Origin of the sequence: Actinoplanes sp. CA-051413 (assembly GCF_050955795.1) — a bacterium.
GTDB lineage: Bacteria > Actinomycetota > Actinomycetes > Mycobacteriales > Micromonosporaceae > Actinoplanes.
This window is the reverse complement of the sequence record NZ_CP192100.1, coordinates 4120552-4138769: the sequence shown is the minus strand read 5'-3', so window position 1 is coordinate 4138769 and position 18218 is coordinate 4120552. Positions and strand designations below refer to the sequence as shown.

Genomic DNA, 18218 nt, shown 5'->3' with positions numbered 1-18218 from the left:
CGGATCCTCATGTGCCCGGATGGATCGTAGGGCGACCACCAAGGAGGTGTACCCGTGCTCTTCCACATCCTCGGCCCGCTCGAGGTGCACACGACGATCCCCGGCCGGCTCGGTACGGGCAAACCGGCCACCGTCCTGGCCGCTCTGCTGTTGCGGCCGAACGCCTGGGTCGGCGTCGACATCCTGACCGAGGCCCTGTGGCCGGACCGGACCGCACCGGCTTCGGCCGAGGCGAACCTGAAGACCTACGTGTGGCAGCTGCGCCGGATGCTGCCGTCGCACGTGGACGGAGGCGAGAGGATCCAGCGGACCACCGGCGCGTACCGGATGCGGGTCGCGCCCGGCGAGCTCGACGCGGTCCGGGCCGCCGAGCTGAGTGCCGCCGCGAGCGCCGCCGGCTCCGACGCCGAGGCGCTCGTCCTGCTGGAGGACGCGCTGCGGTTGTGGCGCGGGCGGCCGTTCGAGGGTGTTGAGGTGGACACGGGCGCGCTGATCGGCCTGCTCGAGCTGCACCTGGACCTGCGGGAACACCTCGGCGAGGTGCTGCTGGCGCTGGGCCGGGCGGCGGACGCGGCAACCACCCTGCGCTCGGTGACCGCGGACGCCCCGCTGCGCGAGAGCGCCTGGGCCCTGCTCGTCCGCGCGCTGCACGCGAGCGGCCTGCGCACCGACGCGCTGGTCGCGTACCGGCAGGCGACCGGCGTGCTGGCCGCCGAGCTGGGGGTCGGGCCGGGGCCGGGACTCGTGGCGGCACACCGCCGCGCGCTGGGCAGCACCCGCCGGGAACTGCCCCGCGACACCCGGCTGACCGGCCGGGCCGGGGAGCTGGCCCGGCTGCTGCGGCCGGCACCGGTGACGATCGTCGACGGCATGCCCGGGGTGGGCAAGACCGCGCTGGTGGTGCACGCGGCGCACCGGCTCGCCGCGGACTACCCGGATGGGCAGCTCTTCGTCGCCATGACCGGCCGCACTCCCGTGGCTCAGCGGCTGCTGCGCGGGGTCGGCATCACCGATGCGCCGTCCGATCCGGACGAGCAGGCGGCGCTGTGGCGCTCCGAGGTCGCCCGGCGGCGGATGCTGATCGTGCTGGACGGCGCCCGCGACGCCGCCGAGGTCGCCCCGCTGCTGCCCGCGACCTCCGGTTCCCGGACGCTGGTCACCACCACCCGCCGCGGCTGGCACCTGGACGGCGCGGCCCGCCTCGCTCTGCAGCCGCTCGGCCCGGACGAGGCCGCGGGCCTGTTCGCCACCGCGGCCGGCCGGCCGGGTACGGAGACCCGCGCGACCGCCGCCGTCCTGCGCGCCTGCGGTGGCCTGCCCGCTGCCCTGCTCGACGCCGCCGCCCGGCTGTTGACCCGGCCGCACTGGACGGTGCGGCGCCTCGCCGAGGAGCTGGACGAGGACCCGTGCCGGGTCTTCTCCGGAGCCGTCCGGCAGTCGACGAGCGCCGCGCTGACCGGCCTCGACCTGGCCGAACAGCGCGTCTGGCGCACGCTCGGCACGGCGCCGGCGGAGCTGACCGCCACCGCCGGCAACCGCGCCGCCCACGAGTCGCTGGCCGACCGGGGGCTGCTGGAGCCGGCCGGCCCGGACCGCTACCGCAGCCATCCCGTGTTCCGGCACCTCGCGGCCTGCCGGTCCGCGCTGGCCCCGCGGCGGGCGGCGTGATGACCACGACCGTTGCGGCACCCGACCTCGTCGCCATGCTGTCCGCACCCGCCGCCGTCGACGCCGCGCTGGGCAACGCCGTCCGGGAGGTGCTCGTCGCCCGTACCGGCGGGACCGGGGCGGGCGGTCCGCTGCGTCACGCCGACCACGGCAATCTGCGCCGCGGCGTGCGGTATCGCATCCTGCTGACCGACTGCGTGCGCAGCCGTCCCGCCGAGGTGCTGCGCCTGGGCCGGCTGGTCGACGCCGGGGCCGAAATCCGCACCGTGCCGCAGGTGCCGGCCGACGTGACGGTCGTCGACGGCACAGTGGCCATGCTGGCCCGGGACCGGGCCGGCGACGACGTCGCGATGGTGGGCCTGAGCGGCGTGGTGGACACCGTGGTGGCCCTCTTCGACCGGCTGTGGCTGGTCGGCAAGCCACTGACCAGCACCGAGGAGCTGTGCGGGCGCGAACGGGAGCTGCTGGCGCTGCTGTCGGCGGGCTACACCGACGAGTCGGCCGCGGCCCGGCTCGGCGTCTCGGTGCGCACCGTACGCCGGATGATGTCCACGATCATGGCCCGGCTCGGCGCGCGCAGCCGGTTCCAGGCCGGGCTGCGGGCGGCGGATCGAGGAATACTGATGCCGCTACGGTAGGCGGGTGCGGGTGTTGGTCACCGAGGACGACGAGAATCTGCGACTGGCCGTGGACGCGTCGCTGCGGGGCGCGGGCTTCGCCGTGGACACCGCCGGCGACCTGCCCGCGGCTGACGAGGCGCTGGCCGTCAACGCGTACGACTGCGCGGTCTTCGACCGGGTGCTGCCGGCCGGCGACGCGCTGGAGTACGTCGCGGCCCGGCGGCGCGCGGGCTGGCACGTGCCCGTGCTGTTCCTCACCGGCCGCAGCGCCCCCGACGAACGGGTCCGGGGCCTGGCCTGGGGCGACGACTACCTCGGCAAGCCGTTCGCCACCCCGGAGCTGGTGGTCCGGGTCCGCAGCCTGTGCCGGCGCGGCGGCCCCCGCCCGGCGCCGGTGCTGCGCCACGCCGGCATCGAGCTGGATCCCGGGCGCTACGAGGTGCGCCGGGCCGGCCGGCCGCTCTCGCTGACGACCAAGGAGTTCGAGGTGCTGCGCCTGCTCCTCGCGGCGGGCGGCGAGCCGGTCCCCCGGGCCCGGCTGATCGCCGCCGCCTGGGACGAGGTCGTGCCACCCGCCACCAACGTCCTGGATGTCCTGATCGCCCAGCTACGCCGCAAGCTCGGGCCGCCGCCGGTGCTGCACACGGTGCGTGGTGTCGGCCATCTGCTGCGCTGAGCGCGACCGCGGGTGCCACGATGGTCGCCATGACACTGGTACACACGGTCCGCTTGCGCTTCGGCGACCTCTCGCGGGCCGCCGCCACCCACACGAACCTGTCCGCGGTGCGGGTCGACGGCCGGGTGCTCTGGATCGCGGGTGACGAGACGGCGACGGTCGAGCGCCTGGTGGCCGACGACCCGGCCCAGCCGGCCGAGTACGCCGACGAGCGGACCTTCCGGCTGGCCGACTTCATCGACCTGCCCGGCCCGGACGCCGACGAGGAGGCCGACATCGAGGGCCTGGCCCGCACCGGGCACTTCCTGTGGGCCGTCGGGTCGCACAGCCTGCGCCGCAAGCAGATCAAGGCCCGCCACGCCGGCGACAAGGCGCTGCGGCGGCTGACCCGGGTCGAGGGCCAGGAGAACCGTCAGGTGCTGCTGCGGCTGCCGATCGCCGAGGTCGACGGCCTGCCCACCCCGGTACGCGAGATCGTCGTGGACGGCGAGCACCACCGGGCCGCGCAGCTCGACAAGCGGGACGGGCTGCGGACGCTGCTGCGCCACGACGCCCACCTGGCGCCCTTCCTGGCCATCCCCGGCAAGGACAACGGGCTGGACATCGAGGGCATCGCGGTCAGCGGCGACCGGGTCTATCTCGGCCTGCGCGGACCGGTGCTGCGCGGCTGGGCGTTCGTGCTGGAGCTGCGGCCGTACGTGGACCCCGCCGAGCCCGGCCGGCTGCGGCTGCGCCCGTTCGACGACGGCCTGGAGTACCGCAAGCACGTCCTGGACCTGGACGGGCTGGGCGTGCGTGACCTGTGCCCGGACGGCGACGACCTGCTGGTGCTGGCCGGCCCGACGATGAGCCTGGACGGCCCGGTGCGGATCTACCGCTGGCACGGCGCCTACCGGGTGGCGATGCCGGCGGTCGTGCGCGGCGAGGTGCTGACCCGCGAGCTGGAGATCACGTACGGCGAGGGCGACGATCACGCCGAGGGCATGGGCCTGATCGGGCGCCCGGGCGACAAGCTCGCCATGATCGTCTTCGACAGCCCGGCCGCGGTCCGGCTGACCGACGACGGCGCGGTGATCGCCGACGTGGTCCGGCTCCCCTGACATGACCCTCGACGCGGCGGTGGTGGTGGCCGGGCTCGGGCCGGTCGGTGGGGTGCTCGCCGCGCTGCTCGGGGCGCAGGGTGTCCGGACCCTGGTGGTCGAGCCGAACGTCCGGCCGTACCCGAAGCCCCGGGCCGCCGTACTGGAGATCGAGTCCATCCGGTTGCTGTCGCTGATCCCCGGGCTCGCCCCGCGCGATGCCTGGTCGGTGCCGCTGATCCGCAACGGTGCCGTCGGCGCCGACCGGCGGCCGCTGTTCCTGATGACGCAGCGGGCCCGGGCGTTCGGGCACCCGCAGGTCGTGCGCATCGACCAGCCGGCGCTGGAGACCGCACTGCGCGCGGCCATCGCCGAACTGCCGTCGGTCGAGGTGCTCGCCGGACGGTCCGTCCAGGACGTGGAGCAGTCGGCCGATCACGTCGTCGCGGTCCTCGACGACGGGCGACGGATCACCGCGCAGTGGCTCGTAGGCTGCGACGGCACGTCCGGCACCGTGCGCACCCGGGCCGGCATCGCCTTCACCGGCGACACGTTCGCGCAGCCCTGGCTGGTCGTGGACGCGGCGAGCACCGCCACGGACGACACCGGGGTGGACGGCACCGCCGACGGGAACCCGACGGTGGCATTCGTGCTGGACCCCGCGCGGCCGGCGGTGGCCATGTCCAGCCCCGGCCGCCGGCGCTGGGAGTGGATGCTGCTGCCCGGCGAGCAGCCCGAGACCATGGTCCGGCCGGAGACGGTCCGCGAGCTGGTCGCGCCGTGGACCGATCCGGACCGGCTGGAGGTCGAGCGGGCGGCCGTGTTCACGTTCCACGCGCGGATGGCGCAGCGGTGGCGGGCCGGGCGGGTGCTGCTGGCCGGGGACGCGGCGCACGCGATGCCACCGTTCGCCGGTGCCGGGCTGGGCATGGGGATCAGGGACGCCGGCGCGCTGGCCTGGCGGCTGCGCGAGGGGGGTGATCTGGACGCGTACGAGCGGGAGCGCCGCCCGGACGTCGCCGCGACCACCACGCTCGCGTTGCGCATCGGCCGGGTGCTGCAGACCCGCAACCCGGCCGCCGCGCTGGTGTTCCGCGGCCTGGCCCGCAGCCTCAACGCCGTGCCCGGCCTGAAGCGCCGCCTCGGCGACCGCCCGCTCCCGCCGCGCCGCCTGCCCCGCGCCGTGGCCGGGCTGCTGCCGCAGGCGGGCCACGTGCTGCCCAACCCGTGGGTCCGGGTGGCCGGTGGCCCGCCCGTCCGGCTCGACGACGTTATCGGCTACCGGTGGGCCTTCCTCGGTCACGGCTGCGATCCCGGCCGGGTGCCCGAGGCCGAGCGCCCCGGCGCGGTCCACCTGGCGCTGGACCTGGCCGACCCGGCGCCCGGCTGCCTGGCCGTGGAGGACCTCGACGGTCTGCTCCGCGGCGCGGCCGGCACGGTCACCGCCGTGCGTCCCGACCGTTTCCTGCTCGGCGTCCTGCGTCCCGGCTGAGCGGGTCCGCTGCCGCCGCCCCTCGCGCTGACGGATGATGGAGGGGTCGACGGAGAGGGAAGCACATGCCGACGAGCACCGTGACGGCGTCCGCGAGCTGCCGCGCGAGCACCGCCGAGGAGGCCCGCCTGGCGGAGCTGCGGCGCACCGAGCCCGCGTCGTTCGGCGCCATGTTCCTCGACCGGGTGGCCCGCACGCCCGGGGCGGAGGCCTACCGGCGCCCGGACAGCGAGGGCGCGTGGCGGTCGCAGAGCTGGGCCGAGACCGGTACGGCGGTCACCGAGATCGCCGCCGGCCTGCTCGACCTCGGGTTACGGGCGCAGGAACGGGTCGCGATCCTGGCCGGCACCCGTACCGAGTGGATCGAGGCCGACTTCGGCGTCATGTGCGCGGGCGGCGCCACGACCACGGTCTACCCCAGCAGCTCGGCCGCCGAGGTCACGCACATCCTCACCGACTCGGCCAGCCGCTTCGCCGTCGTGGAGCACGCCGGCCAGCTGGCCAAGGTCTTCGCCGTGGGCTCGCCGGTCGAGCATGCCGTGCTCATCGACGGCGAGCCCGGCGACGGTGACAGCCGGGTGCTGACCCTGGCCGACCTGCGCGCCCGGGGCCGCGAGCTGCTCGCCGCGAAGCCCGCCGTGGTGCGCGAGGCCTGCGCCGCGATCCGGGCCGACGACCTGGCGACGCTGATCTACACCTCCGGCACCACCGGGCTGCCCAAGGGCGTCCGGGTCACCCACCACAGCTGGATCTACCAGGGCCTGGCCATCCAGGCCATGGGCTTCCTGGGCCCGGACGACCTGGGCTATCTCTGGCTGCCGCTGGCCCACGCCTTCGGCAAGGCGCTGCTCTCCTGCCAGCTCTCGGTGGGCTTCGCGTTCGCTGTGGACGGCGACGTGGGCCGGCTCGTCGAGCGGCTCCCGGTGGTCCGGCCGACGATCATCCCGGCGGTGCCGCGGATCTTCGAGAAGGTGTACGCCGGAGTCCTCGCCACCGTGCAGTCCGGCAACCCGGTGACCGCACGCCTGTTCGGCTGGGGCATCGGCGTCGGGATCCGGGTGTCCCGGCTGCGTCGGCGGGGCGAGCGGCCGGGCCGGTTCCTCGCCGTCCAGCACCGCATCGCCGACCGGCTGGTGCTCGCGCGCGTCCGGAGCCGGTTCGGTGGCCGGCTGCGCTTCTTCATCTCCGGGGCGGCCGCGCTGTCGACGGAGATCGGTGAGTGGTTCGATGCCGTCGGCCTGCCCGTGCTGGAGGGCTACGGCCTCACCGAGACCTGCGCCACCACGTTCTTCAACCGGCCCGGCAGCCCGGAGTACGGCACCGTCGGACTGCCGCTGCCGGGCACCGGCGTCGCCCTGGCCGAGGACGGGGAGATCCTGGTCCGCGGTCCCGGCGTGATGCAGGGCTACCACGACGCCCCCGGGGCCACCGCCGAGACGCTGGCCGGTGGCTGGCTGCACACCGGCGACATCGGCGAGATCACCGCGGCCGGCTCGTTGCGGATCACCGACCGCAAGAAGGATCTGATCAAGACCTCGAACGGCAAGTACGTGGCACCGCAGACCATCGAGGCGCGGTTCAAGGGAATCTGCCCGCTGGCCAGCCAGATCGTGGTGCACGGCGACGGGCGCAAATACATCACCGCCCTGATCGACCTCGACCCGGACGCCGTACGCGCCTGGGCGCCCCGGCACGGGCTCGGCGACACCGACTACGCCGGGATCACCCGCTCGCCGCAGCTGACCGAGGCCGTGGGCGGCTACGTCGAGCAGCTCAACGCGACGCTGGCGCCGTGGGAGACGATCAAGAGGTTCCTGGTCCTCGATCACCACCTGGCCGTCGAGGGCGGCGACCTCACCCCGTCGCTGAAGGTGCGGCGCCGCGCGGTCGAGACGCGGTACGCCGATCTGCTCGACTCGCTCTACCCCGCAGGCCCGCCCAGTCAGTGACAGGTGTCGATGCATTGACTTCCTGCCCGGAACGGGAAATCCTCAGGGAGCGCTCTCCGGCTCCCCCGCCGCGCGCACCGGTCCGGGATGTCCCCCCGGCGCCTCCGGCGCATCCCCACCGGACGCCACCCCCGTGCGGCCCCCACCGCAGCGGCGTCGAAGCGGAGGCAGAAGCGGGATACGACCATGAGCAAGTCACGTCTCGCCACCGCCGCCCTGGCGCTGGCCCTGACCGCCACGTTCGCCCTGTCCACCGCCCGTACGGCCGACGCGGCGCAGAGCATCCGGGCCGCCGACCCCAGCGTGATCCGCGTCGGCGGCACCTACATCTCGGCCCAGTCACTGAACGGCGGCATCGCCGTCCGCCAGGCCTCGTCGCCGGACGGGCTCGCCGCCGCTCCCGCCCGGCAGGTGTGGTCCGACAGCCGCGGCCGCGGCGAGGTGTGGGCGCCGGAAATCGTCGTGGACGGCGGCCGCTACTACATCTACTTCTCGGCCGGCACCGGCGCCGCCCACCGCATGTACGCGATCAGCTCGGCCGCCCCGGACTCCGGCTACACCGCGGAGACCCAGCTCGCGCTGCCGGACAACAAGTGGGCCGTCGACGGCGCGCTGTTCACGTTCAACGGCCAGCGCTGGTTCGTGTGGTCCGGCTGGGCCGGTGACACCAACGTCGAGCAGAACATCTACCTGGTCCGGATGAGCAGCCCGACCACCCCCACCGGCGGCCGGTACGTGATCTCCCAGCCGCGCGAGCCCTGGGAGCGGGTCGTCGGCAACCCCTTCATCAACGAGGGCCCCGAACCGATCCGCGACCCCAACGGGCAGCTGCACATCGTCTACTCCGCCAACGGCAGCTGGAGCGAGCAGTACTGCCTCGCCGACCTGCGGCTGCGCGCCGGCGGCGACCCGGCCTACGTCTGGGACTGGTACAAGTCCAACGGCTGCCTCTTCGGCTCCCAGCGCGCCACGATGATGGCCGGCTGGGATCCGACGCTGTCGGTCAACGGCCCCGGGCACCACAGCTTCGTGCTGCTCAACGGCGACATCGCCACCAGCCCGCCGGCCGGCCCGCGCTTCCCGCTGATGTTCCACGCCGTACCGAAGGGCACGCCGTACACGTGGGGCAACCGGTTCTGGTACACCGGCACCTTCGCGTGGTGGGGCAACACCGTCTACAGCCGAGCCAACGTGCCGGGCGCGACCTCCGACACCGGCTGGGGCCTCAAGTTCTTCGAATAGGAGCCTTTGATCCGTTCAAGGGTGGTGGCGGGGTGGTCGGACGGGGATCACTGGCGCAGCAGCTCGGCGCCGAGGGTGCGGCCGTGCTCGGTCCACGGGGCCGGGCGCATGGTGGCCGGGTCCAGGCGCACGTTGACCCGGCGGCCCGCGGCGAAGACCGTGGCGCCGTCGGCCGAAGTGACCCGGAACCGGTAGTCCGCGCTGGTCGTACCCATGCTCTCCAGCCAGAAGTGCACGCTGATCTCGCCGGTGCCGCGGACCGGACGGTGGAAGGTGACGGAGTATTCGCGGACCACGTTGAAGGCGTCCGGCGTGGTGGGCCGGCCGCCGGAGAAGGAGACGCCCCGCGCGGCCCACCAGAGCACGATCGCGCGTTCCACCAGCACGGCGTAGCGGGAGTTGTGCAGCACGCCCATGGCGTCCAGGTCGTCGAAGTGGACGGGCATGGGGACGACGCCGCCGTGCGGCAGCGTCTCGGTCACGGTGGTCATGTCAGCTCCGGGAGGATCGTCGGGTCAATGGCGAGCGCGCGCAGATGCTCGAGCTGCGCTCGGCGGGCGCGCCGGAAGGTCACGTCTCGTCCCAGCACCGGTGCCTGCATCACGGCGCAGACACCCAGGGACTCGGTCTCGTAGGCGATGCCCTCGGGCTCCGCGCCGGGCCGCAACTCGCCCAGCGCAACTGCGTCGGCGGCCAGGCTGGTCAGGAAGGTCATCCAGTCGGTCAGCTCGGCGGCCAGCCGGTCGCGGATGACGCCGGGGCGGGCGTTGTACTCGAAGTTCGCGTTGGCGAAGAAGCAGCCACCCGGCAGGACCTCGGCCTCGTAGAAGGACAGCCGGGTGTCGTGCACCGCCCAGAGCCGGCGGACCCCGCGCGGTGCGGCCAGGGCGGGCCGGATGATCCGCTCGGTCCACTGGGCCCGGGCGTGCTCGATCACCGCGAGCTGCAACGCCTCTTTGGACCGCCAGTGCGCGAACAGGCCCGACTTGCTGACGCCGAGCGCGTCGGCCACCTGGCTCAGCGACAGGCCGCCGAGGCCGGCCACGGTGGCCAGCGCCAGGGCCTGATCGAGCACCGCGGTGCGGGTGCGTTCGCCGCGGATCAGCCGGCCGTCCTGGGTCATGCCGCCACCGTACAATAAGACCGACCGTTCGTAAATATAGTGCGGGACACACCCCTGGGTGGGTGCGACGCACCCTCCCCGTGCTTCCGCCGGGCTCCTAGCGTGGAGCTCATGACAAAGACATCCCACCCGTACGCCGGCATGTGGGTCACCGCCGACGGCACCATCCGCCACGAACTGCTGCCGGAGGGCCGCTACGTCGAGGCACGCGGCCGCCGGGAACGGGCATACACCGGCCGGTACGAGATCAGCGGCGACCACATCGACTACGTCGACGACACCGGCTTCACCGCCGACGGCGACTTCATCGACGGCGTCCTGCACCACGCCGGGATGGTGCTGCGCCGCCGCTCGCCGGGAGACAATCGGTCATGACCAGGGACGGGATGCTGGGCGACTTCCTGCGGGCCCGGCGGGCCGAGGTGACACCGCAGCAGGTGGGCCTGCCCGCCGCGACCGGACGGCGGGTCACCGGGCTGCGCCGCGAGGAGGTGGCCGCCCTGGCCGGCATGAGCGTGGACTACTACGTCCGCCTCGAGCAGGACCGGGAACGGCATCCGTCGCCGCAGATCCTCGACGCTCTGGCCCGGGTGCTGCGGTGGAGCCACGACCAGCGGATGCACGCGTACCGGCTGGCCGGGCTGCTCCCCGTGGCCCCGCTGCCGGCCTCGGCCGAGCTCCCCGATCCGGCCCTGGTCGACCTGCTCGGCGCGTGGCGGGACAACCCGGCGATCGTGTTCGGGCGCGCGTACGACATCCTCGCCCGTAACCCGCTCGCCGAGGCACTGTTCGCCGACGTCGAGGAGCGCGGCAACCTGATCCACGCCGTCTTCCTCGAGCCGTCGGCGCGCGCGTTCTACGCCGACTGGGCGGCCGTGGCCCGCAGCAGCGTGGGCGCCCTGCGGCTGGCCGCCGGGGCGGCACCGGCGGACGACCGCGTCGCCACGGTCGTGCGCACGCTGTCGGAGCACAGCGAGGAGTTCCGCCGCCTGTGGTCCCGCCACGACGTGACCGGCAAGACGCTGGAGACCAAGCGGCTCGTGCACCGCGAGGTCGGCGAGCTGACCCTGGCCATGCACACGTTCGACGTACGGTCGGCCCCCGGGCAGCAGCTGGTCGTCTACCACGCGGCGCCGGGCAGCCCGTCGGCCGACGCGCTGGCCATGCTCGGCTCGCTCGCGGCCACCCGGGCTCAGAACGCCGCGTCGTAGAGGGCCTGCAGCTCCGGCGTCGCCAGACCGCTGTAACCGCAGACCAGAGCCTGCCCGTCGGTGGCCGCGACCAGGTACTGCCGGCCGGGCTCGAAGACTGTTGCCCCGATCAGTGCCTCGCTGTTGCCGTCGCTCTGCGCGACCTCGACGACCCCGGTGAGCGGGCCCGCGTACAGGTGGGTGACGTGCAGGACCGCAGTGCCGCCGGCGATCCGTTCAACGGTTCCGGCGAACGCCAGCTGGACCCGGGCGAGGATCGCGGGGTCGGGCGGCATGCACTTCGCCGCGGTGTCCCCGGCGACGACGATGCGCGTCACCGTGACGGCCGGGCTCACCGTCGGCAGCCCGGGAACAGGACCAGCGCCAACACCGGGGCCGGGCCCGGGGCCGTCGAACGCTCGCAGCACCGCGCCCGTGCCGGTCGCCGCCGCGGCCACGAGGACCAGGCCGGCCGCGGCGAGCGCCCACCGCCGGACGGGACGCGGACGGGGTGGTGCGGTGCCGAACTCGGTGATCATGGAATCCTCCAGCAGACGGGCCGTACGGTCCGGGGACAGCGGCGCCAGGTGGGCCGCCGGGTCCGCGTCCCGCAGCCGGGCGCGCAGGTCGTCGTCGGTCACGGCCGCCTCCCCTCTTCCGGTACGTCATGTCCGGCACCCGCACCGAGCTTTCGTAATTCCGCCCGGAGCTTGCCGCGGGCCCGGTGCAACCGGATGCTGACCGCGTTCGGGGTGAGTTCCAGCGCGGCGGCGATCTGCGCGGGGCCGAGGTCCTCCCAGGCCCACAGGCGGACGATCTCGGCGTCCAGCGTGCCCAGCCGGCCCAGCGCGATGTGCAGGTGCTCGTCCGGGAGCTCGACGGGCTCGGCGACGGCGGCCGCGGGCGGATCCAGGGCGAGGATCCGGGCCGCCAGGCGGCCCTGGCGGCGGCGGGCGCGTTCGGCGTTGGCGAGGCAGTGCCGGGCGACACCGTACGCCCAGGGCAGGCGGTCCTCGGGCACCTCGTCGAGCCGGCGCCAGCAGACCAGCAGGGTCTCGGAGAGCACGTCCTGGGCGGTGTCCGGATCCGTACGGCGGGCCAGGAACCGGCGCAGCGGCTCCATCAGCAGGACCGCGAGCTCCTCGAAGCGGGCCCGGCGCGCCTGGGTGTTCACCACGTTCACCCTGGCACATGTCCGGCACCCGGCCCGGTCTTTCACCGGCGCGCCGCGCACAGCACAGCGCCCCGGCGCGTGGTGCTCACGCCGGGACGCTGTGCGTCAGGTGAAACTAGATCCGGAAGCCGCCCACCAGGGCCTGGAGCTTGCGGCTCACCTCGTCGAGCTCGTCGGCGGCGCGGCGCGACTCCTCGACCGAGGCGGTGGTGTTGCGGGCCACGTCGGCCACGTTGTTGATGTTGGCGGCGATCTGGCCCGAGGCGGACGCGGCGTCGTTGACACTGCGGTTCATCTCGTTGGTCGTCGCGGTCTGCTCCTCGACCGCCGAGGCGATCGTGGTCTGGTAGTCGCTGATCTGGGTGATGACGGCGGTGACCTCGGCGATCGCGGCGACCGCGCTGGTGGTGTCGGCCTGGATGGCCTCGACCCGGCGGGAGATGTCCTCGGTGGCCCGGGCGGTCTCCTGGGACAGCTCCTTGACCTCACCGGCCACCACCGCGAAGCCCTTGCCGGCCTCGCCGGCCCGGGCGGCCTCGATGGTCGCGTTGAGGGCGAGCAGGTTGGTCTGCTGGGCGATGTTGGTGATCGCCTTGACCACGTCGCCGATCATGCGGCTGGAGTCGCCGAGACGGGACACGGTGTCGGTGGTGACCCGGACGGTGTCGACCGCCCGGGCCGCGACGGTGGCGGCCTCGTTGGCGTTGTGCGAGATCTCGCGGATCGAGGAGCCCATCTCCTCCGAGCCGGCCGCGACGGTCTGCACGTTGCGGGAGACCTCCTGGGCCGCGTCGGCCACGACGTTGGCCTGCAGCGAGGACTCCTCCGCGCCCTTGGCGATCTGGCCGGACAGCGCGCCGATGCGGTGGCTGGTCTGGGCCAGGCCCTGGGCGCTGCGGCCGAACTCGGTGACGACGGTGCTGATCGCGTCCAGCGCCGTGTTCACCGAGCGGCCCATCTGGCCGACCTCGTCGGCCGAGCGCACGTCCACCCGCCGGGTCAGGTCGCCGTCCGCCACCGCGACGAGCACGTCCGCGGCCTCGGCCAGCGGCCGGGTGATGCCGCGGGTGATCCGCCAGGCGACCAGCGCCGCGATCAGCGCGGCCAGCAGCAGGCCGATCACCATGATGGTCATGAACCCGTCGGCGACCTCGCGGGCCTGGGCCGTCTCGGCCTTGTTCATCGCCTCCTCGAGGTCGATGAACACGTTGATGGCGGCGAGCCACTCGATGAAGGCCGGCTTGGCCTGCGTGGTGAGCACGACGTAGGCCTGCTCGTTGGTGCCGGCCCGGCGCAGGTCGACGACCTGGCTGATCAGCGGCAACGTCTTGGCCTGGATGCGGTTGATCTCGGCGAGCGCCTGCTTCTCCTCGGCGCTGACGTCGGCCCCGTCGGTGAACATCGCGGCCATCTTGACCGCGGACTCGTCGTACTTGGTGGTCAGCTTGGCGATGGTGTCGACCTCGGTCTGCACCTCGGCACCGGTACGGGCGAGCACCACGTCCCGGACGGCGATCGCGCGGTCGTGCACGCTGCCCCGGAAGTTGATGGCGTACCGCTGCTTCACGCCGTTGAGGTCGTTGACGACGGTCAGCCGATCGTTGATCTTGTTGACCTCGCTGACGCCGATGACCGTCAGCACGACCATGCCGATGATCACCACTAGGAAGCCGGCGCCGAGCCGGAGCCCGACCCTGAGGTTCGACATCTTCAACCGAATCACCTGTCCGCCCTGGAAGCCCCCCGATGGGCTCGTCTGACTGTTCGACTGACCTGCGCCGAATGTGAGGATTTCCCAGGCCTCCGAGCCGCGCGGCAGAAGATTGACAGTGATCGTTGCGACAGCGAGTATGGGAGCGCTCCCAATTCTCGCTGTCCTCCGATCGGAGAGCCATGCCGTCCGCGATCTTCCACCGGGTCGCGCGGGGTGCGCTGCTGCTCGGCGCCTGCGCGCTGTGCAGTGTCGCCGCACCCACCGCCTCCACCGCCGCGCCCGCCGCCTCCCCCGCTCCCGTCGCCGTGACCGTGAACGCCCAGGCGGGGCTGGCCACCGTTCCGGACACAGCCCTGGGCGTCAACGACGCCATCTGGGACACCACCCTGGGCACGGCCGAGACCTCCGGCCTGCTCAAGTCGGCCGGCGTGCAGATGCTGCGCTACCCCGGCGGCTCGTACGCCGACATCTACCACTGGCGCGACCACACCGCGCCCGGCGGCTACGTCGCCCCGGACACCGACTTCGACACGTTCATGGCCTCGGCCGGGCGGATCGGCGCCGAGCCGATGATCATCGCGAACTACGGCACCGGGACGGCCCAGGAGGCCGCGGACTGGGTGCGCCACGCCAAGGACAAGGGCTACCGGGCCAAGTACTGGACGATCGGCAACGAGAACTACGGCAACGGCCACTACGGCGAGCCGTGGGAGGCCGACAACCACGCCGACAAGAGCCCGGCCGCGTACGCCGCGGGGGTGGTCGCGTTCGCCGAGGCGATGCGGGCCGTCGACCCGGACATCAAGATCGGCGCGGTGCTCACCACGCCGGGCAACTGGCCCGACGGACTGGTCGGCGCGGGCGACGCCGGGACCTGGAACCAGGAGGTGCTCACCCGCGCCGGTGCGCACATCGACTTCGTCGACGTGCACTGGTATCCCGGCGGCGGCACGGCGGCCGAGGCGCTCACCAGGACGAGCCACATCGACGACGCCATGTACCTGCTGCGCCGGCAGATCGACCAGTACGCCGGCAGCAACGCCGGCCGCATCAAGGTGAGCCTGACCGAGATGAACGTCGGGGTGGGACAGAACACCCAGCCCGGCGCCCTGTTCCTGGCCGACGCGTACAGCGACCTGCTGGAGAACGGCGTCTTCACGGTGCAGTGGTGGAACGTCCACAACGGCATCGGCAACGTGTCGACCGTTGCCGGGCAGCGCGACTACGGCGACTTCGGCCTGCTCTCCTCCGGCAACTGCGCGTCCGACGGGTCGGTGTGCGAGCCGCCGCTGAACACGCCGTTCGCGCCGTACCACGCTCTGACGCTGATGAAGTCCTTCGTGCACCCGGGCGACCAGCTGGTCCGGGCCGGCACCGACGATCCGCTCGTCGCCGCGCACGCCGCCCGCCGGCCCAACGGCGACCTGCAGGTGCTGCTGGTCAACCGGGACCCCGACAACGAGCGGACGGCCACCCTGGACTACCGGGGCTACAGCCCGAGCACGAGCACCGCGCCGACTGTCATCTCGCTCGGTAACGGTGCCCCGGCGCTCGGGACCGCCGCGCTGGGAACTGCGACTGAGCAGACGCTGGCGCCGTACTCGCTCACGCTGGTGACCCTGCACCCGGCCCGGACCGGCGTCGGGGCCCCCGGAGCACCCGGCGCGCCCGTCGCCGGGGCCGTCACCGACCGCACCGCGACGATCTCCTGGCCGGCGGCGCAGCCCGGCCGCGACCCGATCGCCAAGTACGAGGTGTACCGGGCCAACGGGGCCGTCAGCGAGCAGCTCGGCGAGACCTCGGGCACGTCCTTCACCGCCCGCAACCTCACGCCCGGCACCCGCTACACCATCAACGTGCTGGCCCGGGACACCGCGGGCCGGGTGTCGTGGTCGTCCCTGCCGCTGACCGTCACCACCACCGCCCCGGCGAGCAGCAGCTGCACGGTCAAGTTCAGCGACACCAACGACTGGGGCAACGGCTTCGTCGGCGCCGTCGAGGTGACCAACAACGGGCCCGCCCCGGTCACCGGCTGGACGCTGACGTTCACCTGGCCCACCGGCTGGCAGAGCGTGCAGAGCGGCTGGAGTGCCACCTGGACCCAGACCGGCCGCGACGTACGGGTCACCAGCGACCCGGGCGCCACGCTCGCCGCCGGCGCCACGGCCACCGCCGGGTTCGTCGGTGCCTACAGCGGACCGAATGTGCTGCCCGGGGCGTTCGCCCTCAACGGCACGGTGTGCAGCACCGGCTGAGCCACTCCCCCGGCGGTCAGCGACGCCGGGCGGTCGACTTCTCGCGGTACATCGCCGCATCGGCCTCCCGGAGCAGGTGGTCGGGGTCGGCCGAGCCGTCGGTGGACAGCGCGACACCGATGCTCAGGCCGACCTCGACCGGGCACCCGTCGATGACGAACGGCTCGGTGATCGCGGCCGTGATCGCGTCGCGGACCCGCTCGTGGCCGTCGCGGGTGGCGAAGCCGTCGAGCAGTACGACGAACTCGTCGCCGCCGAGCCGGGCGACGGTGTCGGACTGACGCACCAGCCCGGTCAGGCGGCGGGCCACCTCCACCAGCAGGACATCGCCCGCCGCGTGACCCAGGGAGTCGTTGACGGCCTTGAACCCGTCCAGGTCGAGCAGCAGGACCGCGAAGCGGTGGCCGGGCTGCCGGGCGGCGCGCAGGCCGGCCTGCTGGAGGCGGTCGGCCAGCAGCACCCGGTTCGGCAGGCCGGTGAGGTGGTCGTGCAGGGCGGCGTTGCGCAGCCGCTCCTCCTGGTCCCGCAGGGACGCCACCATCGCGTCCCGGTCCAGGGCGGCGGCCAGCAGGGCACCGGCCTGGTTCATCATCTCGCGACCCGGCGGCGTGCTCGCCTGGATCCGTCCGACCGCCGCCAGCGCGCCCCAGTCCCGCGACGCGCTGCGCACCGGCACGACGAACACGATATCGCCGGCCGGACCGTCCGCCAGCGTGAACAGCCCGGGCGGCGGGAACGCGCTCACCGGCCCGGACCGCGGCCCGCCACCGGCCCGGAACTCCCCCACCACCTCCAGCAGCGGGTCGTCACCGCGGGGCTCGCCGTCGCCGTGCCACAGGCCGAGGCATCCGCCGACCGCCGGGGTGCTCTCCATCCAGGCCAGGCCGCGCGGGTCCTTCTCGTGCGAGCCCAGCAGCTCGATACCGAGCTCGTACTGCACGTTCAGCGTGGCCTGCAGGTAGCGGACATCGGAGAAGAGCTCCCGGGTCCGCGACTCCGACACCGGCAACCCGCGGCTCGGGCAGCCGCAGGAGTCGCGCTGCACGAAGGTGGTGGGCACGAACCGTACGGCGGCCGGCAGCCGCGGATCCGCCGCCAGCTCACGGGCCAGGGCGTGCACGGCCGCGCCCAGCGCGTCCAGCGGCTGGCGCACTGTGGACAGGCTCGGCCGCAGGTAGGTCGCGTCGGCGATGTCGTCGAAGCCCACCACGGCCAGGTCGCCGGGGACCGCGTAGCCGGCCTCGGCCAGCCGGCGGATGAGGCCGATGGCGTTGCGGTCGGTGCCCGTCACGACGGCCGTCGCCGGCATGCCGGCCCGGATCAGGGCGTCGGCGACCGACTCGCCGCCGGTCTCGTGATTGTCGTTGAGCGCGAACAACAGGTCGGGCCGCGGCGTGAGCTGCTGGGCGTGCAGTTCCTCCCGGTAGCCCTCGTGCCGTTCCCGGACATCGAAGTGGGTCAGGTTGCCGGCGAAGGCGATGCGTTCGTGGCCGTGCCCGGCCAGGTGCGCGACGGCCTCCCGGACCCCGCTGCGGCTGTCGGCCAGCACGGACGAGCAGTCGCTGTCCGCCACCTCGTGCCCGACCAGGACCACCGGCTTGCCGGCCGTCCGCGCGGCTCGGGCGTAGGCGGCGTCCACCGCGCCGGGCAGCACGATCAGGCCGGCCAGGTGCTGCCACGCCACCGGCCGGCGGAAGTCCGGCAGGCCGCTGCGGTCGGCGCTGTACGAACCCGGATCCAGCGTCTGGACAGCCATGACCCGGTCGCCGGCGGCCACGGCGGCGTTGTTGACGCCGGCGATGATCGCCCCGTAGTAGTCGCCACCCACGAACGGCGAGAGGATTCCGAAGGTACGGCTCATCACGACAACGGCACGCCCTGTGCTGCTTGCATGCCGTCATCGTCTCCCGAGTACGCCCGCCGGGAGGCGACATCCGGTGAATCTTCCCCCGGCATACTGGGCTGTGGAATAGAAGGGCGTCTCTAGACGAGGACTGCACTGCGACGTATGGTGCAGAGCGCGATGGGAGCGCTCC

16 protein-coding genes are annotated in these 18218 nt (G+C 73.5%); 10 read left to right on the top strand and 6 right to left on the bottom strand.

All coding sequences use genetic code 11. The features are described 5' to 3' along the window. Positions 1–54: 54 nt before the first annotated feature. The 7 genes from ACQP2Y_RS19325 to ACQP2Y_RS19295 all read left to right on the top strand — a co-directional run bounded on the left by ACQP2Y_RS19325 (position 55) and on the right by ACQP2Y_RS19295 (position 8726). Complete coding sequence (locus tag ACQP2Y_RS19325) at positions 55–1668, top strand: BTAD domain-containing putative transcriptional regulator (protein WP_433730157.1); 1614 nt, start codon at positions 55–57, stop codon at positions 1666–1668. Further along, positions 1668–2306 (top strand): helix-turn-helix transcriptional regulator, encoded by a 639-nt coding sequence (locus tag ACQP2Y_RS19320; protein WP_433730155.1) that lies wholly within the window; start codon positions 1668–1670, stop codon positions 2304–2306. Before ACQP2Y_RS19325 ends, ACQP2Y_RS19320 begins: the two co-directional genes overlap by 1 nt. A 4-nt stretch (positions 2307–2310) precedes the next feature. After that, positions 2311–2964, top strand: a complete 654-nt coding sequence (locus ACQP2Y_RS19315) for a response regulator transcription factor (RefSeq protein ID WP_433730153.1) — start codon at positions 2311–2313, stop codon at positions 2962–2964. 29 nt (positions 2965–2993) lie between these two features. Then, on the top strand, positions 2994–4064 hold the full coding sequence (locus ACQP2Y_RS19310) for a DUF3616 domain-containing protein (RefSeq protein WP_433730151.1): 1071 nt from the start codon (positions 2994–2996) through the stop codon (positions 4062–4064). 1 nt (position 4065) lies between these two features. Continuing rightward, positions 4066–5535, top strand: coding sequence for an FAD-dependent monooxygenase (locus ACQP2Y_RS19305; RefSeq protein WP_433730149.1), 1470 nt, complete (start codon positions 4066–4068; stop codon positions 5533–5535). A 65-nt stretch (positions 5536–5600) separates the two neighbouring features. Continuing rightward, on the top strand, positions 5601–7484 hold the full coding sequence (locus ACQP2Y_RS19300) for an AMP-dependent synthetase/ligase (protein ID WP_433730147.1): 1884 nt from the start codon (positions 5601–5603) through the stop codon (positions 7482–7484). Positions 7485–7670: 186 nt separating this feature from the next. Further along, a complete protein-coding gene (locus tag ACQP2Y_RS19295) occupies positions 7671–8726 on the top strand; it encodes a glycoside hydrolase family 43 protein (RefSeq protein WP_433730145.1) in 1056 nt (351 codons plus the stop codon). Between the two features lie 47 nt (positions 8727–8773). Here the strand turns inward: ACQP2Y_RS19295 and ACQP2Y_RS19290 are convergent, their stop codons facing one another. Next, positions 8774–9217, bottom strand: a complete 444-nt coding sequence (locus tag ACQP2Y_RS19290) for an acyl-CoA thioesterase (protein WP_433730142.1) — start codon at positions 9215–9217, stop codon at positions 8774–8776. Further along, positions 9214–9849, bottom strand: a complete 636-nt coding sequence (locus ACQP2Y_RS19285) for a TetR/AcrR family transcriptional regulator (protein ID WP_433730140.1) — start codon at positions 9847–9849, stop codon at positions 9214–9216. The genes ACQP2Y_RS19290 and ACQP2Y_RS19285 overlap by 4 nt, the downstream gene beginning before the upstream one ends. A gap of 111 nt (positions 9850–9960) precedes the next feature. Between ACQP2Y_RS19285 and ACQP2Y_RS19280 the strand changes: the two genes are divergently transcribed. Continuing rightward, positions 9961–10224, top strand: coding sequence for an Atu4866 domain-containing protein (locus ACQP2Y_RS19280; protein WP_433730138.1), 264 nt, complete (start codon positions 9961–9963; stop codon positions 10222–10224). Next, positions 10221–11060 carry a helix-turn-helix transcriptional regulator gene (locus ACQP2Y_RS19275; protein WP_433730136.1) on the top strand — a complete coding sequence of 280 codons (840 nt, stop codon included), beginning with the start codon at positions 10221–10223 and terminating at the stop codon, positions 11058–11060. The genes ACQP2Y_RS19280 and ACQP2Y_RS19275 overlap by 4 nt, the downstream gene beginning before the upstream one ends. Here the strand turns inward: ACQP2Y_RS19275 and ACQP2Y_RS19270 are convergent. The 3 genes from ACQP2Y_RS19270 to ACQP2Y_RS19260 form a co-directional block, all read right to left on the bottom strand. Then, the gene (locus ACQP2Y_RS19270; RefSeq protein ID WP_433730134.1) at positions 11042–11680 is read right to left on the bottom strand and encodes a hypothetical protein; all 639 of its coding nucleotides are present in this window, start codon (positions 11678–11680) and stop codon (positions 11042–11044) included. The genes ACQP2Y_RS19275 and ACQP2Y_RS19270 overlap by 19 nt on opposite strands. Beyond that, on the bottom strand, positions 11677–12213 hold the full coding sequence (locus tag ACQP2Y_RS19265) for an RNA polymerase sigma factor (RefSeq protein WP_433730132.1): 537 nt from the start codon (positions 12211–12213) through the stop codon (positions 11677–11679). Before ACQP2Y_RS19265 ends, ACQP2Y_RS19270 begins: the two co-directional genes overlap by 4 nt. Before the next feature lie 115 nt (positions 12214–12328). Further along, positions 12329–13921, bottom strand: coding sequence for a methyl-accepting chemotaxis protein (locus ACQP2Y_RS19260; RefSeq protein WP_433730130.1), 1593 nt, complete (start codon positions 13919–13921; stop codon positions 12329–12331). 185 nt (positions 13922–14106) lie between these two features. On the opposite strand from ACQP2Y_RS19260, the gene ACQP2Y_RS19255 reads away from it, so the two are divergent. Continuing rightward, positions 14107–16182 (top strand): cellulose binding domain-containing protein, encoded by a 2076-nt coding sequence (locus ACQP2Y_RS19255; RefSeq protein ID WP_433730128.1) that lies wholly within the window; start codon positions 14107–14109, stop codon positions 16180–16182. A gap of 16 nt (positions 16183–16198) precedes the next feature. Here ACQP2Y_RS19255 and ACQP2Y_RS19250 read toward each other — a convergent pair whose 3' ends face one another. Beyond that, positions 16199–18043, bottom strand: a complete 1845-nt coding sequence (locus tag ACQP2Y_RS19250) for a diguanylate cyclase domain-containing protein (RefSeq protein WP_433730126.1) — start codon at positions 18041–18043, stop codon at positions 16199–16201. Positions 18044–18218 lie beyond the last annotated feature (175 nt).

Excerpts from the sequence above, each read along its gene's own strand:
- ACQP2Y_RS19320 (WP_433730155.1), top strand. The coding sequence starts at position 1,668 with ATGACCACGACCGTTGCGGCACCCGACCTCGTCGCCATGCTGTCCGCA.
- ACQP2Y_RS19310 (WP_433730151.1), top strand. The coding sequence starts at position 2,994 with ATGACACTGGTACACACGGTCCGCTTGCGCTTCGGCGACCTCTCGCGG.
- ACQP2Y_RS19305 (WP_433730149.1), top strand. The coding sequence starts at position 4,066 with ATGACCCTCGACGCGGCGGTGGTGGTGGCCGGGCTCGGGCCGGTCGGT.
- ACQP2Y_RS19300 (WP_433730147.1), top strand. The coding sequence starts at position 5,601 with ATGCCGACGAGCACCGTGACGGCGTCCGCGAGCTGCCGCGCGAGCACC.
- ACQP2Y_RS19295 (WP_433730145.1), top strand. The coding sequence starts at position 7,671 with ATGAGCAAGTCACGTCTCGCCACCGCCGCCCTGGCGCTGGCCCTGACC.
- ACQP2Y_RS19290 (WP_433730142.1), bottom strand. The coding sequence starts at position 9,217 with ATGACCACCGTGACCGAGACGCTGCCGCACGGCGGCGTCGTCCCCATG.
- ACQP2Y_RS19285 (WP_433730140.1), bottom strand. The coding sequence starts at position 9,849 with ATGACCCAGGACGGCCGGCTGATCCGCGGCGAACGCACCCGCACCGCG.
- ACQP2Y_RS19280 (WP_433730138.1), top strand. The coding sequence starts at position 9,961 with ATGACAAAGACATCCCACCCGTACGCCGGCATGTGGGTCACCGCCGAC.
- ACQP2Y_RS19275 (WP_433730136.1), top strand. The coding sequence starts at position 10,221 with ATGACCAGGGACGGGATGCTGGGCGACTTCCTGCGGGCCCGGCGGGCC.
- ACQP2Y_RS19260 (WP_433730130.1), bottom strand. The coding sequence starts at position 13,921 with ATGTCGAACCTCAGGGTCGGGCTCCGGCTCGGCGCCGGCTTCCTAGTG.
- ACQP2Y_RS19255 (WP_433730128.1), top strand. The coding sequence starts at position 14,107 with ATGCCGTCCGCGATCTTCCACCGGGTCGCGCGGGGTGCGCTGCTGCTC.
- ACQP2Y_RS19250 (WP_433730126.1), bottom strand. The coding sequence starts at position 18,043 with ATGAGCCGTACCTTCGGAATCCTCTCGCCGTTCGTGGGTGGCGACTAC.